A 16316-nucleotide genomic window follows, 5' to 3' on the forward strand; every position below is an offset into this window, starting at 1 on the left:
AGTCAGCCGTGGGGCCGCAGGCGGCGGCGCGCACGCCGCCTGCGGGACCGGTTTCAACCTCGCTACTCCGCCGCCTCGACCATCTGCGCCTTCTCGATTCTGATCGCGCAGTATTTGAACTCCGGGATCTTGCCGAAGGGATCGAGCTGCGGGTTGGTCAGCACATTCGCCGCCGCTTCCGCATAGGCGAAGGGGATGAAGACCAGCCCCACCGGCATGCGGTCGTCGATGCGCGCCTTCAGGCGGATCGTGCCGCGGCGGCTCGACACCAGCATATAGTCGCCGGTCCTCATCCCGGCGCGGGTGAGGTCATGCGGGGAGACATAGGCCACCGCCTCCGGCTCCACCGCATCCAGCACGCTGGACCGGCGGGTCATCGACCCGGTGTGCCAATGCTCCAGCTGGCGGCCGGTGGTGAGGACCAGCGGGTAATCGAGGTCCGGCGTCTCCGCCGGGTTGATCGGCCGCGCCGGCACGAAACGTCCGCGGCCCGTCTTGGTCGGGAAGCCGTTGCCGAAGACAATGTCGTGACCGGGCTGGTCCGGACCGTCGACCGGATAGGTGACGGAACCTTCGCGCTCTACCCGCTCCCAGCTGATGTTGGCGAGCGACGGCATGGCGCCGACCATCTCGGTGAACACCTCCGACACGTGGGTATAGGTCCAGTTCAGTCCCAGCCCGCGCGCCATGTCCTGGATGATCCACAGATCCTGGCGCGCCTCGCCCGGCAGCGGCACCGCCGCACGGCCCATCTGGACCTGTCGGTTGGTGTTGATGACGGTGCCGTCCTTCTCCGGCCAGGCCGAGGCCGGCAGAACCACGTCGGCGTATTTGGCGGTCTCGGTCAGGAAGATGTCCTGCACCACCAGATGGTCGAGCATCGCCAGCGCCTCGCGGGCGTGGGTCACATCCGGATCGGACATCGCCGGATTCTCGCCCTCGATGTAGAGGCCGTTGATCCGGCCGTCATGGATGGCGTCCATGATCTCGACCACCGTCAGGCCGCGCTTGCCGTCCAGCTTGGTGTCCCAGTAATTCTCGTAGAAGGACTGGACCTCCGGATCCTCGACCGACTTGTAGTCGGGGTAGAACATCGGGATCAGGCCGGCGTCGGACGCGCCCTGGACGTTGTTCTGGCCGCGCAGCGGGTGCAGGCCGGTGCCGGGGCGGCCGATCTGGCCGGTGACCAGCGACAGCGCGATCAGGCAGCGGCTGTTGTCGGTGCCGTGGATGTGCTGCGACACGCCCATGCCCCAGAAGATGATCGACGCCTTGGACCTTGCGAACAGCCGGGCCACCGTGCGCAGGGTGGCGGCGGGGATGCCGCAGACCTTCTCCATCTCCTCCGGCGGGTAATCCTTCACCGTCTCGGCCAGCGCCTCGAAATCCTCGGTGTTGGCCTGGACATACTGGCGGTCGTACAGCCCCTCCGCGATGATGGTGTGGAGGATGGCGTTCAGCATCGACACGTCGCGGCCCGGCGTGAACTGCAGCATGTGCGTGGCATGGCGCGCCATGGCGAGACCGCGCGGGTCCATGACGATCAGCTTGGCGCCGCGCTCCGCCGCGTTCTTGAAGAAGGTGGCGGCGACGGGATGGTTCTCCGTCGGGTTGGCGCCGATGATGACGATGACCTCGGCATCCTCCGCCGCCATGAAGGGCGCCGACACCGCCCCCGACCCGACGCCCTCGATCAGCGCCGCGACCGACGAAGCATGGCAAAGCCGCGTGCAATGGTCGACGTTGTTGGTGCCGAAGCCGGTCCGCACCAGCTTCTGGAACAGATAGGCCTCTTCGTTCGACCCCTTAGCCGATCCGAAACCGGCCAGCGCGTTGCCGCCGCGTTCGTCCCTGATCTTGCGCAGGCCGCCGGCCGCCGCCGCCAGCGCCTCGTCCCAGCTCGCTTCGCGGAAATGGGTGAAGGGGTTCATCGGGTCGATGTCGACGTCGTGCTTCGACACGCCCTCCTTGCGGATCAGCGGCACGGTCAACCGGTCGCCATGGTGGGCGTAGTCGAAGCCGAAGCGGCCCTTGACGCACAGGCGGTTCTGGTTCGACGGACCGTCCTTGCCATCGACGGCGACGATCTTGTTGTCGCGGATCTTGTAGGTCAGCTGGCAGCCGACGCCGCAGTACGGGCAGACGGAGTCGACTTCACGGTCGGGCGCGTTGGCGTAGACGCCCTTCTCGTCCACCAGGGTCGCCGGCATCAGCGCACCGGTCGGGCAGGCCTGCACACACTCGCCGCAGGCGACGCAGGTGGACTGGCCCATCGGGTCGTCGAAATCGAAGACGATCTTTTCCAGATGCCCGCGCGCCGCCATGCCGATGACGTCGTTGACCTGCACCTCGCGGCAGGCGCGGACGCACAGGTTGCAGTGGATGCAGGCATCGAGCTGGACCGCCATCGCCGGATGCGACATGTCGTCGGTCTTGGTCGGCCGGTCCACGGCGGGAAAGCGGCTGCCGGCGATCTCGACCTTGTCGGCCCAGTTCCAGAAGGTGGAGTTGGGGTCGTGCGCGCTCTCCCGTTCCGGCTGGTCGGCCAGCAGCAGTTCGAAGACCAGCTTGCGCGATGCCTTGGCCCGCTCCGACGCGGTGCGCACGGTCATGCCGGGCTTGGGCTTGCGGATGCAGGAGGCGGCGAGCACGCGCTCCCCCTCGATCTCGACCATGCAGGCGCGGCAGTTGCCGTCCGGGCGGTATCCCGGTTCCGGCCGGTGGCAGAGATGCGGGATTTCGGTGCCGAGCCGGGTCGCGACCTGCCAGATCGTCTCGCCGTTGCGGGCCTCGACCTCGGTGCCGTCCAGGGTGAACGTGATGCCGTTGGACATGTCGGTCTCCTTACCCCTGCGATCCGGTTGCGCCTTGGGGCGCAGCCTCGGCCGTACCCTGGCGCGACACGAAGTCGTCGCGGAAATGCTTCATCACCAGCTTGATCGGGTTCATCGCCGCCTGCCCCAGACCGCAGATCGAGGCGTCGCCCATGACGGTGGCGAGGGCCGTCAGCAACTCCTCGTCCCATTCCGGCTGGCTGATCAGGCGCACCGCCTTCTCGGTGCCGACCCGGCAGGGGGTGCATTGGCCGCAGCTCTCGTCCTCGAAGAATTTCAGCAGGTTGAGCGCCACGTCGCGCATGTTGTCCCGATCGGACAGCACGACGACGGCGGCCGAGCCGATGAAGGAGCCATGCGGCTCCAGCGTGCCGAAATCGAGCGGGATGTCGGCCATCGACGCCGGCAGGATGCCGCCCGACGGGCCGCCGGGCAGATAGCCCTTCAGCGTGTGGCCGTCGGCCATGCCGCCGCAATACCGGTCGATCAGCTCCTGCAGGGTGATGCCGGCCGGGGCCAGCTTGACCCCCGGCTCCTTGACCCGGCCGGAGACCGAGAAGGTGCGCAGCCCCTTGCGGCCGTTCAGGCCATGGCTGGCGAACCACGCTCCGCCCTTCTCCAGGATCTCGCGGACCCAGAACACCGTCTCGATGTTGTTGATCAGCGTCGGGCGGCCGAACAGGCCGACCACCGATGGGAAGGGCGGCTTGTGCCGGGGCAGCCCGCGCTTGCCTTCGATGCTTTCCAGCATCGCCGACTCCTCGCCGCAGATGTAGGCGCCGGCACCGCGGCGGAGATGGATGCGGGTGTGGCGGGCGAAGCCGGCGGCCTCGACCTTCGGGATTTCGCGCAGCAGGATTTCCCGGCATTGCGGGTATTCGTCGCGCAGGTAGATGTAGACGTCGGTCGCTTCGACCGTCCAGGCGCCGATCAGCATCCCTTCCAGAAAGCGGTGTGGGTCGCGTTCCAGATGGAAACGGTCCTTGAAGGTGCCGGGCTCGCCCTCGTCGCCGTTGATCGCCATCATGCGCGGTCCCGGCTCCGCCCGGACATAGCGCCATTTCAGGCCGGTGGGGAAACCGGCGCCGCCCAGGCCGCGGATGCTGGAATCCTCCAGCCCCTTCAGCACGGCATCGACATCGCGCGCGCCGTTCAGGCATTCGGCCAGCATCTTGTAGCCGCCGCCGCGGATGTAGTCGTCGAAGCCCAGATAGTCGGGAATGTCCGGGTGGACATGGCCATGGGCAACGGCGTCGAGCACGCTGTCGACCGTCGCGTTCTCGTGCGGGGCATGGCCGATCGCCACGACGGGGGCATTGTTGCAGCCGCCCATGCAGGGAGCGCGCACGACGCGGACCTCGCGCCCGTCGACACCGGCCTTCAGCGCCTCATGCAGCTGTTCGGCCCCGGCCAGCGCGCAGCTCAGGGAGTCGCACACACGGACGGTCAGCTTCGGCGGAGCCGGCTCTCCGTCCATCACGATGTCGAAATGGGCGTAGAAGGACGCCACTTCGAACACTTCGACCAGCGCCAGCTTCATCTCCTTCGCCAAAGCGGCGAGATGGCGGGCATGCAGGCAACCGTAATGGTCCTGAAGCAGGTGGAGATGCTCGATCAGCAGATCCGGCTGACGGGACCGGTCGCCGAGAAGCGCCCGTATCTCGTCAAGGCTGAGGGGATCGACCTGACGGCCCTTCTGCTGGTCGCGCGTCTTGCGGCGGCCGGAGCCGGGATGGATGCTGCGGGCGGGAACGCCACCGGGCGGCGTTGCGCTGATGATCGGGGGGATTGCGGTCACGACGGTTCTGGCCTCTGCTGGGTGGTTCGCGCTTCTGGTTGTCGCGATCCCAAGTTCCTGGCGTTTCGTATACCAGATGCCACGTTAACGCAGATTCCTCTGAATGTCAGCATGCTAAATTATCTCCGGCGGCGACCGGAGGGCAATGAGGGAGAGGGGGTGGAGATGGGAAGGCTGAACGGTCAGGCCAGCACGATGCGCACCCCGGCGGTGGCCAACCGTTCCGACCTTGCGGCGTCCAATCCGTCGTCGCAACACAGGAAATCGAAACTGTCGAGCTTGGCGAAGAAGGCCGGTTTGACCTGATCGAACTTGCTGCTGTCGATGACCAGCGCCCGGGTCACCGCGTTGGCGATGGCGGTCTGCTTGATCTCCACCTCATGGAAGTTGGAGCAGCTGATCCCCAGCGACTCATGCGCGCCGCCGGCCGAGATGAAGGCGGTGTTGATGCCGATGCCGCGCAGCATCTCCAGCGATTCCGGACTGGAGAAGGAGGCCGAGGAGGCATGGTAAAGGCCGCCCAGCATGACCACGCGCACGCCGGGCTTCTTGCAGACGATCTCCGCAATGTTTATCGCGTAACAGACCACGGTGATCTGGCTGTCGGCCGGGATGCGGCTGGCGAGATGGGTGGTGGTGGTGCCGCAATCGATGAAGACCGTTTCGCCCGGCTTCAGCAGGCTTGCCGCCGCCTCGCAGGCGGTGCGCTTCATCTCGATATGGGCGTCCCGCTCGCGGTCCAGGATGTAGCCCATGCCGCCTGCGCTCTCCAGCCCGCCGGCGATGTAGCCACCGAGATAGGCGAATCGTCCGCCGCAGGACGCGATGTCGCGCCGCACCGTCATTTCCGACACGCCCAGCAAACGCGCCGCATCCTTCAGCCGAAGATAGCCACCGACATCCAGGGCGGACTGCAACCGGTTCAGACGCTCGGCCTTTCTCATAGACATGTCCGCATTCCGCACCGTTTCCGCCCTTGCTGACCGCGGCCGCACCTTACAATTCAGAAGGGTTAATCCCAATGGCGCAAAGCCTTGAACAGGAGGGCCGTGGTCAAGATCACAATCGCGTGCATTGATCTTGACACAGTGCGCGACAGCGTGAAACTATCCTTTCAGAAAATGTTAGGATGTTAACATCGCAACGGATTTGGACGCGGTGTCGGCATCCCGGCGACAATCGAGGTGAGCCCCCAAGGACAAGGGGCTCCCCGGGAGGACCAAGATGCCGATACCCAGCGTTCCGGCCGATGCGGCCGGTCTGGCTCCGTTCATCGACCACACCCTGTTGCGCCCCGATGCCCAGCCCGCCGAGGTCGAACGGCTGTGCGACGAGGCGCGTACGCACGCCTTCAAGGCGGTCTGCGTCAACCCCGTCTTCATCCCGCTGGTGACAGACCGGCTCGCCGGCTCGCCGGTGGCGCCCTGCGCCGTCATCTGCTTCCCCTTCGGCGCCGATCCCACGGCGATCAAGGCGGACGAGGCCGAGTGGGTGGTCCGCCATGGCGCCCGCGAGGTTGACATGGTGATCCCCATCGGCCTGCTGAAAGCCGGCCAAGTTTCCGCTGTGCGCGACGACATCGCCACGGTCCGCCAAGCCTGCGGCGACGCCCTGCTGAAGGTCATCATCGAGACCAGCCTGCTCACCGACGAGGAGAAGGTCCTAGCCTGCCGCCTGTCGCAGGAGGCCGGGGCCGATTTCGTCAAGACCTCCACCGGCTTCGCCGGGGGCGGCGCCACCGCCGAGGATGTGGCGCTGATGCGCCGCACCGTCGGCGACGGCATGGGCGTCAAGGCGTCGGGCGGCGTGCGGACCACCGAGGATGCCCGCCGCATGATCGCGGCCGGTGCCTCGCGCATCGGCGCCAGCGCCAGCGTGGCGATCATCGGCGGCTGATCCCGCCGGCGGCGCACACGCCATAGAGCGTGCCGGTCGGGCGGGAGTTCCGTCCGTCCCACCCGGCACGGCATCATCAAAAACGGAACGCGCAGCGGGTGGCAAACACCCCGGCACCGGCGGTGGGTCGAGGATTTCTCCCACCGCATGGCGCTCATCGCCTCTCATGGGAGTCACGCCGACATGAAGAAGTTGCTGTCCTCGCTCATCGTCGCCGCGTCGCTGGTCGCCGGGCCGGCGATGGCCGCCGATCCGGTCCCGACCCCGGATGCCGTCAAAACGCTGAAGTCCGACGCCACCAAGAAGAAATACACCATCGCCACCGTGGTGAAGGTCGACGGCATCGCCTGGTTCGACCGCATGCGCGACGGCGTGAAGCAGTTCGCCGCCGACACCGGCCACGACACCTGGATGGTGGGCCCGAGCCAGGCCGACGCGGCGGCGCAGGTCCAGCTGGTCGAAAACCTGATCGCCCAGGGCGTGGACGCCATCGCCATCGTTCCCTTCTCGGTCGAGGCGGTGGAGCCGGTGCTGAAGAAGGCGCGCGACCGTGGCATCGTGGTGATCGCGCATGAGGCGTCGAACATCCAGAACGCCGACTACGTGCTGGAGGCCTTCGACAACTTCGCTTACGGCGCCAAGCTGATGGAAGTGCTGGGCAAGGCGATGGGCGGCGAGGGCAAGTATGTCTGTACCGTCGGCAGCCTGACCTCCAAGTCGCAGAACGAATGGATCGACGGCGCCATTGCCTATCAGAAGGAACATTTCCCGAAGATGCAGATGGTGACCAACCGTCTGGAGACCTATGACGACGCCAACACCGACTACAACAAGCTGAAGGAAGTCCTGACCACCTACCCCGACCTGAAGGGCATCGTCGGCGGTCCGATGCCGACCTCGGCCGGTGCCGGCCGTCTGGTGGCGGAACGCGGCCTGAAGAACAAGCTGTTCTTCTCCGGCACGGGTCTGGTCTCGGTGGCCGGCCAGTACCTGACCCAGGGCGACATCCAGTACATCCAGTTCTGGGATCCGGCGGTCGCCGGCTATGCCATGAACATGCTGGCGGTGATGGCGCTGGACGGCAAGAAGGACCAGATCAAGGCCGGCCTGAACCTGGGCCTGCCGGGCTACACCGCCCTGACCACGCCGCAGGGGGCCAAGGCCAATCTGCTGTACGGCCAAGGCTGGGTCGGCGTCACCAAGGAGAACATGGGCTCCTACGACTTCTGATGATCTGAAGGGCGGGCGCCGGCTGCCGGAAACGGCTTGCCGGCGCCCGCATCTTCACCCTTTCCTCGAACCGCCGGGCGGAAGACATGTCGGACGGTTTCATCGAACTCCGGAACATCCGGAAGGTGTTTGCCGGCGTGGTGGCGCTGGACGCCATGTCGCTGGTCATCAAGCCCGGCGAAATCCATTGCCTGGCCGGCGAGAACGGGTCGGGCAAATCCACCGTCATCAAGATCATGTCCGGCGTCTACCAGCCGGACGGCGGCGAGATGCTGATCGACGGCAAGACGATGCCCGGCATGTCGCCGATCGAGGCCATCGCTCACGGCGTCCAGGTCATCTACCAGGATTTTTCCCTGTTCGGGAATTTGACGGTCGCCGAGAATCTGGCGATGAACGTCCATCTCGGCGAGAAGCGGCGCCTGATGAACTGGCGGCGCACCCGCGCCATCGCCCGCGAGGCGGTCGACCGGCTGGGAGTCGAGCTGGATCTCGATGCCGAGGTCGCGTCGCTGCCGACCGCCGGCAAGCAGCTGGTCGCCATCGCCCGCGCGCTGATGTCCGATGCCCGCCTGATCATCATGGACGAGCCGACCACGGCCTTGACCCGCAAGGAGGTCGAGACGCTGTTCCGCATCGTCCGCGACATCCAGGCGCGCGGCATCGCCATCCTGTTCGTCAGCCACAAGATGCGCGAGATGCTGGAGATCAGCGAGCGCATCACCGTCATCCGCAATGGCCGCAAGGTGGCGGAGGGGCCGACCGGCGACTTCGACGAGGCGCTGATCACCCGCCACATGACCGGCGGCGATATCCTCAACGAACCCTATGCCTGGACCCCGCCGCCCGGCCCGCCGCCGGTGCCCCGGCTGGAGATCCGCGGCCTGACCGTGCCCGGCAAGTGCGAGGATCTGAGCCTCGCCATCCGGCCGGGCGAGATCGTCGGGCTGTCCGGCCTGCTCGGTTCCGGCCGCACCGATCTCGCCTTGGCCCTGTTCGGCATGGTCCCTCGTTATGAAGGCGACATCCTGATCGACGGTGCGCCGGTCCGGCTGCGCACGACCCAGGAGGCCATCGCCGCCGGCATCGCCTATGTGCCGGAGGACCGTCTGACCGAGGGCCTGTTCCTGCCGCAGAGCATCAAGCGCAACATGCTGGCCACCTCCTACGAGCGGCTGGCGCCCAAGCTGGTGATCGACCGCGAGCGGGCCGAGGAGATGACGCAGGGCATGGTCCGCGCCATGCAGATCGCCACCCCGACCGCCGAGAAGCCGGTGATGCAGCTGTCGGGCGGCAACCAGCAGCGCGTGGTGCTGGCCCGCTGGCTGCTGACCGACGCCCGCGTGCTGATCCTGAACGGCCCGACCGTCGGCGTCGATGTCGGGTCGAAGGCGGAAATCCACGCCAAGATCCGGGAGCTGGCGCAGCATCACGGCCTCGCCGTCCTGATGATCTCCGACGACGTGCTGGAGCTGGTGCAGAACTGCAACCGCATCGTGCTGATGCATCGCGGGCGTTTCATCGAGGATCTGCCCGCCACCGCCGTCACCGAAGAGACGGTCAGCGACCGGCTCAAGACCTTTACCTGAGGGAGGAACCGATGGCCCTGCTCCGCCGGTCGGAAACGGTCATCGCGGGCATCCTGCTGCTCGCCATGGTCCTCATCGGCACGATCAACCCCGCCTTCTGGCAGTTAGACAACCTGTTCAGCCTGATGCGCAGCAACGTCATCATCGGCATCATGGCGATGGGCGTGCTGCTGGTGCTGATCTCCGGCGGCATCGACGTGTCGTTCCCGGCTTTCGCCGTCGCCGCCATGTATCTGACGATCAAGGGCATGCTGGCGCTGGGATACAACGGCGTCGTGCTGCCGCTGCTGGCCGCCACGCTGATGGGGCTGGCGTTCGGCGCGGTGAACGGCTTTTTCGTCTATAAATTCCGCATGATCCCGCTGATCGTGACGCTGGGCACCAGCGCCATGGTGCGCGGCTTCCTGCTGGGCGTCGTCGGCACCAGCATGATCAACATCAACAAGATGCCGACCGCGCTGATCGACTTCGCCCGCACCGACGTGGTCAGCGTCACCAAGGCCGACGGCACCACCTATGGCCTGACGGCGATGGTGCTGATCTATCTCGGGCTGGCGCTCGCCATGCATCTGGTGCTGCGCTACACCATGATCGGCCGCAGCGCCTACGCGCTGGGCGGCGATCCGGAGGCGGCGCGCCGCGCCGGCTTCGATTTGCGCAAGACGATCTTCTTCATCTACTGCGTCGCCGGCGCGCTCGCCGGTTTCGCCGGGTTGCTGCACAGCGGCATGATCTGGCTGGCCAACCCGCGCGACTTCGTCGGGCTGGAGCTGGACGTCATCGCCGCGGTGGTTCTGGGCGGGGCGTCGATCTTCGGCGGTCGGGGCAGCGTGCTCGGCACCATGCTCGGCGTCTTCATGCTGGTGATGGTCAAGAACAGCCTGATCATCATGCGCGTGGACACCACTTGGCAGCTTGTCGTCGTGGGTCTGATCGTCATCGCCGCGACCGCCCTGTCGGCGTGGCGCGACCGCCGCCGGGCGGCCTGAGGAGGCGGGAACATGAAGACGCAAATGAACATCCGCAGCCTGATCAACCGCGACAACAACATCGTCCAGCTGCTGGTGATGACGGTACTGATCTTCGCCGTCATGACGGCGCTCAGCCCGGACAAGTTCCTGCGCTACTACAACTTCGAGTCCATCACCTACATCTTCCCGGAACTCGGGCTGCTCTCCATCGCGATGATGATCGCCATGCTGACCGGCGGCATCGACCTGTCGGTGGTGGGGGTCGCCAATCTGTCGGGCATCCTGGCCGGCGTGCTGTTCCACAAGATGGCGGGGGCCGCCGGCATCGCCGACGCCGGCATCCTGACCGTGCTGCTCGGCGGGGTGATCGCGCTCGGCACCGGGCTGGTGGCGGGGACGGTCAACGGGCTGCTGATCACACGGCTCGGCATCACGCCGATCCTGGCGACGCTGGGGACAGGGCAGGTCTTCACCGGGCTCGCCATCGTGTTGACCGGCGGGCCGGCCATCGTCGGCTTCCCCACCGCCTGGGCCTTCCTCGGCAACGGCAAGATCCTGGGGCTGGCGACGCCCTTCGTGCTGTTCGCGGTGATCGCCGTCCTGATCGCCTTCGTGCTGAGCCGCACCGCGCTCGGCATCAACCTGATGCTGATCGGCACCAACCCGAAGGCGGCCCTGTTCGCCGGGCTGAAGCGGGAACGGATGGTGCTGTACAGCTACATGCTGACCGGCGTTCTGGCCTCGGTCGCCGGGATCATCCTGTCGGGACGGACCAACGCGGCGAAGTCGGATTACGGCACCTCGTACCTGTTACAGGCGGTGCTGATCGCCGTGCTGGGCGGCACCAACCCGGCCGGCGGGCGCGGCACTGTGCTGGGCATCACCATCGCGGTGGCGGCGCTGATGCTGCTGTCGAGCGGCTTCCAGATCCTGCGCTTCTCCAACCACCTGATCGATTTCATCTGGGGCGCGTTCCTGCTGCTGGTGATCGCCCTCAACGCCTACAAGAACCGCACCCGCTAGCCGGTTTCTGATAGGGAGGAAATCCCATGAGCGTCCGAACCGCAATCCATTTCCGCAAAAGCTTCTTCGGCGAGGCCGAGCGCCCGGTCGCCGAGGCGCACGGCATGACCGCCAGCCTGTTCCGCTACGACAGCGGAATCGAGGCGGTGCGGCTGTCGAACCGGCGCGGGCATCTGGTGGTGCTGCCCTATTACGGCCAAATGGTGTGGGACGCCGTGTTCGACGGCGTCGACCTGACCATGGCGAACATGTTCGACATGCCGCGGCCGGCAACGGAGATCGTCGGTACCTATGGCTGCTTCGCCTTCCATTCCGGGCTGCTGCGCAACGGCTGCCCCGGCCCGCAGGACAGCCATCTTCTGCATGGCGAGATGCCCTGCGCGCCGATGGACGCCGCCGGTCTGGAGGTGGGGGAGGATGACGAAGGCCCCTACATGGCGGTGACCGGCCGGCGCGAGTATGTGATGGGTTTCGGCGCTCATTACGTCGCCCGCCCGCGGGTGGTGCTGCGCCCAGGCTCCGCCCTGTTCGACATCGGCATGGCGGTGGAGAACCTGTCGGGTGCCGCCATGGACCTGATGTACATGTGCCACGTCAACTTCGCCTTCGCCGAGGGCGCCCGCATCGTCCAGCCCGCTCCCTTCACGCCGGAGGCGACGGCGGTGCGCACGGTGGTTCCGGCCCATGTGCCGCGCAGCCCGGCCTATGACGCGCTGCTGGCCGACCTCGCCCGCGATCCGGCGGTGATGGAGGTGCTGGACGAGCCTGGACGCTACGACCCGGAACAGGTCTTCTACATCCGCGGCCTGCGCACCGACGAGGAGGGCGGCACCGCGGTGATGATGCGGCGGCGGGAGGGCGACGCCTTCCACATCGCCTACAGCACGCGGGAGTTTCCCAAGACGGTGCGCTGGGTGCTGGTCAACAGCGACCAGAAGGTCTGCGCCTTCGCCCTGCCCTCCACCTGCGAGCCGGAGGGCTACAGCGCGGAGAGCGCGAAGGGCAATGTCCAGACGCTGGCGGGCGGCGAGACCCGGCGCTTTTCGGTGCGGCTGGGCTATCTGACCGCCGACGAGGCCGAAGCCGAGGAATGCGCCATCCGGGCGCTGTGAGTTAGGGCGCAGTGAGTTAGGGCGCAGTGACAAGGAGATACCGAAGATGGGCAAGATCGCCGTGGTCGGCAGCAACATGGTCGACCTGATCACCTACACCGCCCGCATGCCCGGCCCCGGCGAGACCATCGAGGCGCCGCGCTTCGAGATGGGCTGCGGCGGCAAGGGCGCCAACCAGGCCATCGCCGCCGCCCGGCTGGGGGCCGAGGTGATGATGGTCACCAAGGTCGGCGACGACATCTTCGCCGACAACACCATCCGCAACTTCGAGGAGTCCGGCATCGACACCCGCCATGTCGAGCGGGTGCCCGGCACCTCCAGCGGCGTCGCCCCCATCTTCGTCGAGCCGTCGGGCGAGAACAGCATCCTGATCATCAAGGGCGCCAACGCCCTGCTGTCGCCGGCCGACATCGACCGGGCGGCGGAGGATCTGAAGGGCTGCGACCTGATCGTCATGCAGCTGGAAGTCCCGCTGGAGACGATCTACCACACCATCGAATTCGGGGCGCGGCACGGCATCGAAACCCTGCTGAACCCTGCCCCGGCACCGACCGATCTCGACCCGAAGCGGATCGAGCAGGTCACCTTCCTGGTGCCGAACCAGACCGAACTGGCGACCATCTCCGGTCTGCCGGTGAATTCGGAGGCGGAGGCCGAGACGGCGGCGCGCGCGCTGATCGGTCGCGGCATCCGCACGGTGATCGTCACGCTGGGCGCCCGCGGTGCCTTGCTGGTGACCAAGGGCGAGGCGACGCGGCGGATCGAGCCGGTGCGGGTGACGCCTGTCGATACCACCGGGGCCGGCGATGCCTTCATCGGCAGCTTCGCCCGCTATTATGTCGAGAACCGCGATTTGGACGCCGCCCTGCACATGGCGGTGCGCTATGCCGCCGACAGCATCACCCGGTCGGGCACCCAGAAATCCTACGCCAGCCGCGAGGCGTTCGAGACCTTCTGCGCCAGCCTGTAACCGTCGGACGAAGGAGGATAAGCCATGACACGCGCCGTGATCGGGGTGGATGTGGGAACCGGCAGCGCGCGGGCCGGTATTTTCGACCTTGCCGGTCGCCGGCTGGCCGCTACCTCCCGCCCGATCCGGATGTGGAAGCCCGATCCGGAGTGGGCGGAGCAGTCCTCCGACGACATCTGGGCCGCCGTCTGCGCCGCTGTGCAGGAGGCGCTGGCCGCTTGCGCCGAGATGCCGGAGGTGGTCGGCATCGGCTTCGACGCCACCTGTTCGCTGGTGGTGCTGGACGCCGCCGGGCGGCCGGTGACGGTCGATCCGGAGGGCGACGATTCCCGCAACGTCATCGTCTGGATGGACCATCGCGCCATCGAGCAGACCGACCGCATCAATGCCGGTGGACACGAGGTTCTGCGCTATGTCGGCGGCCGGCTGTCGCCGGAGATGCAGACGCCGAAGCTGCTGTGGCTGAAGGAGAGGCTTCCCGCGAGTTGGAGCCGTGCCGCCCATTTCTTCGATCTGCCGGATTTCCTGACATGGCGGGCGACCGGATCGGCGCGGCGCTCCTTGTGCTCGCTGGTGTGCAAATGGACCTATCTGGGGCATGAGGGGCGGTGGGACGACGGCTATCTCCGCGCCATCGGGCTCGGCGATCTGGTCGATGAGGGGCATGCCCGCATCGGCACCGAGGTCGGCGCGGTCGGCAGCGCCGTCGCCGGCGGGCTGAGCGCCGGGGCGGCGCGCGAGCTTGGGCTGACGCCGGGCATCGCGGTCGGCACCTCGATGATCGACGCCCATGCCGGCGGGATCGGGGTGATCGGGGTGCCGCTGGAGGCGGCGGGCAGCGTCGATTTCGACCGGCGGCTGGCGCTGATCGGCGGCACGTCGAGCTGCCATATGGTGATGAGCCCCGGCGCCGCGCGCTTCATCCCTGGCGTCTGGGGGCCCTACCATTCGGCCATGCTGCCGGGTCTGTGGCTGAACGAGGGCGGGCAGTCGGCGACCGGCGCGCTGATCGACCATGTGGTGCAGGGCCATCCCCGCCATGGCGAGCTTGCCCTTGAGGCCCAGCGGCGCGGCACCACGGTCTACCAGCTGCTGAACGACGAACTGGCGGATCTTGCCGAACGCAGCGGCGGGCCGATGGCGATGCTGACCCGCGACCTGCATGTGCTGCCCGACTTCCACGGCAACCGCTCGCCGCGGGCCGATGCCAGTTTGCGCGGCGCCATCGCCGGGCTGCGGCTGTCGGACGGGCTGGAGGATCTGGCGCTGCTCTATCTGGCGACGGTGCAGGCGGTGGCCTATGGCACCCGTCACATCGTCGCGGCGATGAACGACCGCGGCTATGCCATCGACACCATCCTCGCCTGCGGCGGCGGCACCAGGAATCCGGTGTTCCTGGACGCCCATGCCGATGCCACCGGCTGCACCCTGGTCCTGCCGGAGGAGCCGGAGGCGGTGCTGCTGGGCGCCGCGGTGCTGGGGGCGGTGGCGGGCGGCGCCTTCCCCGACATCGCCGCCGGCATGGCCGGGATGAGCCGCGCCGGCCGCAGCATCACGCCGGCCGATGGGCCGATGCGGGCCTATCACGACGCCAAATACGCCGTGTTCCTGCGGATGCACGAGGACCAGATGGCCTACCGGGCCCTGATGGAGACGGCCGGCTAGAACCGCCTCACATCACGCACTCGCGCACCTCCTCCCGCTCCGCCGGCGCCTTGCTTTTCTCGGCCTTGGTTTTCTCGGCCTTGTGTTTCTCGCAGCTGTCGTCCGGCAGATCCTCGCCCTGGAGCAGGGGGCAGCGCTCGAACAGTTCGGCCAGCCAGTCGACGAAGACCCGCACCTTCGGCGACAGGTGGCGGTTCTGCGGGTAGACGGCGGAAATCGGGATTCGGGGCGGGCGCCAGTCGGCCAGGATCTCGCGCAGGGCGCCGCTGCGCAGGTGCGGCAGCACCATGAAGCGGGCGGGCTGCAGGATGCCCTGCCCCTCCAGACCACAGGTGACATAGGCGTCGGCGTCGTTGACCGAGATGACGCCCTTCATGGTGATTTCCTGCACCTCGCCGTCGCGCTGGAAGCACAGCTCCATGTTCCGGCCGGTGCGGTTGCTGAAGTAATTCACGGCGATGTGGCGCTCCAGCTCCTCGATGGTCCTGGGCACGCCATGCTCGGCGAGATAGCCAGGACTGGCGCAGGTGATCGGCTGCATGGCGCCGATGCGCCGCGCCAGCAGGCTCGAATCCGCCAGTTCGCCGACGCGGACGACGCAGTCAACTCCCTCCTGGATCAGGTCGACGGCGCGGTCGCCCAGCCCCAGCATCAGCTCGATGTCGGGGTATTTCTCGTGAAACTCGTGGATCGAGGGGATGATGACCAGCCGGCCGATGGAGCCCGGCATGTCCACCCGCAACCGGCCGCGCGGCGTCTTGCGGGCGCTGGTGAAGGTGGATTCGATCTCGTCGATTTCCGACAGGATGCGGCTGGCGCCCTCCAGATAGGCGGCGCCGTCCAGCGTCAGGTTGAGCTTGCGCGTGGTGCGCTGGAGCAGGCGCACGCCCAGCGCCGCCTCCAGATTCTGGATGGTCGTCGTCACCGAGGCGCGCGGCAGCCCCAGCGTTTCCGCCGCCTTCGAGAAGCTGTTCGCCTCGACCACCCGGATGAAGACGCGCATCGCATGCAGCTTGTCCATACGGACCCCGTCCTTTCAATCGCGGCTCCCGCAAGTCGGGAGAGTGTCCGCCGAAGAACGGCGAATAGCAATCGGCAGAGTCCCCTCTCCCCCCCGGGGAGAGGGTTAGGGTGAGGGGGTCGCGCGGCGGGACCTTCGGGAAAGCCACGCCGTGCATCCCCCTCACCCCGACCCTCTCCCCGGGGGGGAGAGGGGGAATCGGGTGGA

Annotated in this window: 12 protein-coding genes; 8 read left to right on the plus strand and 4 right to left on the minus strand. The window is 67.2% G+C overall.

The annotated features are described in order from the left end of the window. Nucleotides 1-62 precede the first annotated feature (62 nt). The 3 genes from fdhF to ABNQ39_RS25770 all read right to left on the minus strand — a co-directional run bounded on the left by fdhF (nucleotide 63) and on the right by ABNQ39_RS25770 (nucleotide 5582). Complete coding sequence (gene fdhF / locus ABNQ39_RS25760; RefSeq protein ID WP_376963635.1) at nucleotides 63-2834, minus strand: formate dehydrogenase subunit alpha; 2772 nt, start codon at nucleotides 2832-2834, stop codon at nucleotides 63-65. Between the two features lie 10 nt (nucleotides 2835-2844). Beyond that, nucleotides 2845-4632: an NAD(P)H-dependent oxidoreductase subunit E gene (locus ABNQ39_RS25765; RefSeq protein ID WP_376963638.1), complete on the minus strand. Its 1788-nt coding sequence runs from the start codon at nucleotides 4630-4632 to the stop codon at nucleotides 2845-2847. Nucleotides 4633-4814: 182 nt separating this feature from the next. Continuing rightward, a complete protein-coding gene (locus ABNQ39_RS25770) occupies nucleotides 4815-5582 on the minus strand; it encodes a DeoR/GlpR family DNA-binding transcription regulator (protein WP_376963641.1) in 768 nt (255 codons plus the stop codon). Between the two features lie 274 nt (nucleotides 5583-5856). Here ABNQ39_RS25770 and deoC point away from each other — a divergent pair, with 274 nt between their 5' ends. The 8 genes from deoC to ABNQ39_RS25810 all read left to right on the plus strand — a co-directional run bounded on the left by deoC (nucleotide 5857) and on the right by ABNQ39_RS25810 (nucleotide 15088). Continuing rightward, nucleotides 5857-6528: a deoxyribose-phosphate aldolase gene (deoC, locus tag ABNQ39_RS25775; protein WP_376963644.1), complete on the plus strand. Its 672-nt coding sequence runs from the start codon at nucleotides 5857-5859 to the stop codon at nucleotides 6526-6528. A gap of 183 nt (nucleotides 6529-6711) precedes the next feature. Then, nucleotides 6712-7758: an autoinducer 2 ABC transporter substrate-binding protein gene (locus tag ABNQ39_RS25780; RefSeq protein ID WP_376963647.1), complete on the plus strand. Its 1047-nt coding sequence runs from the start codon at nucleotides 6712-6714 to the stop codon at nucleotides 7756-7758. 86 nt (nucleotides 7759-7844) lie between these two features. Beyond that, complete coding sequence (locus ABNQ39_RS25785; protein ID WP_376963650.1) at nucleotides 7845-9347, plus strand: sugar ABC transporter ATP-binding protein; 1503 nt, start codon at nucleotides 7845-7847, stop codon at nucleotides 9345-9347. Between the two features lie 11 nt (nucleotides 9348-9358). Beyond that, complete coding sequence (locus ABNQ39_RS25790; protein WP_012977088.1) at nucleotides 9359-10336, plus strand: ABC transporter permease; 978 nt, start codon at nucleotides 9359-9361, stop codon at nucleotides 10334-10336. A gap of 12 nt (nucleotides 10337-10348) precedes the next feature. After that, nucleotides 10349-11341 carry an ABC transporter permease gene (locus ABNQ39_RS25795; protein WP_376963654.1) on the plus strand — a complete coding sequence of 331 codons (993 nt, stop codon included), beginning with the start codon at nucleotides 10349-10351 and terminating at the stop codon, nucleotides 11339-11341. A 26-nt stretch (nucleotides 11342-11367) separates the two neighbouring features. Then, entirely contained in the window at nucleotides 11368-12453 is a 1086-nt protein-coding gene (locus ABNQ39_RS25800; protein WP_376963657.1) for an aldose 1-epimerase family protein, read from the plus strand. A 46-nt stretch (nucleotides 12454-12499) separates the two neighbouring features. Further along, entirely contained in the window at nucleotides 12500-13423 is a 924-nt protein-coding gene (rbsK, locus tag ABNQ39_RS25805; RefSeq protein ID WP_376963660.1) for a ribokinase, read from the plus strand. Between the two features lie 24 nt (nucleotides 13424-13447). Then, complete coding sequence (locus ABNQ39_RS25810) at nucleotides 13448-15088, plus strand: FGGY-family carbohydrate kinase (RefSeq protein ID WP_376963663.1); 1641 nt, start codon at nucleotides 13448-13450, stop codon at nucleotides 15086-15088. A 7-nt stretch (nucleotides 15089-15095) separates the two neighbouring features. On the opposite strand, the gene ABNQ39_RS25815 is transcribed toward ABNQ39_RS25810, so the two are convergent. Continuing rightward, a complete protein-coding gene (locus ABNQ39_RS25815; protein ID WP_376963666.1) occupies nucleotides 15096-16109 on the minus strand; it encodes a LysR substrate-binding domain-containing protein in 1014 nt (337 codons plus the stop codon). Nucleotides 16110-16316 lie beyond the last annotated feature (207 nt).

It is taken from the genome of Azospirillum sp. A26, from assembly GCF_042604635.1.
Lineage (GTDB): Bacteria > Pseudomonadota > Alphaproteobacteria > Azospirillales > Azospirillaceae > Azospirillum > Azospirillum palustre.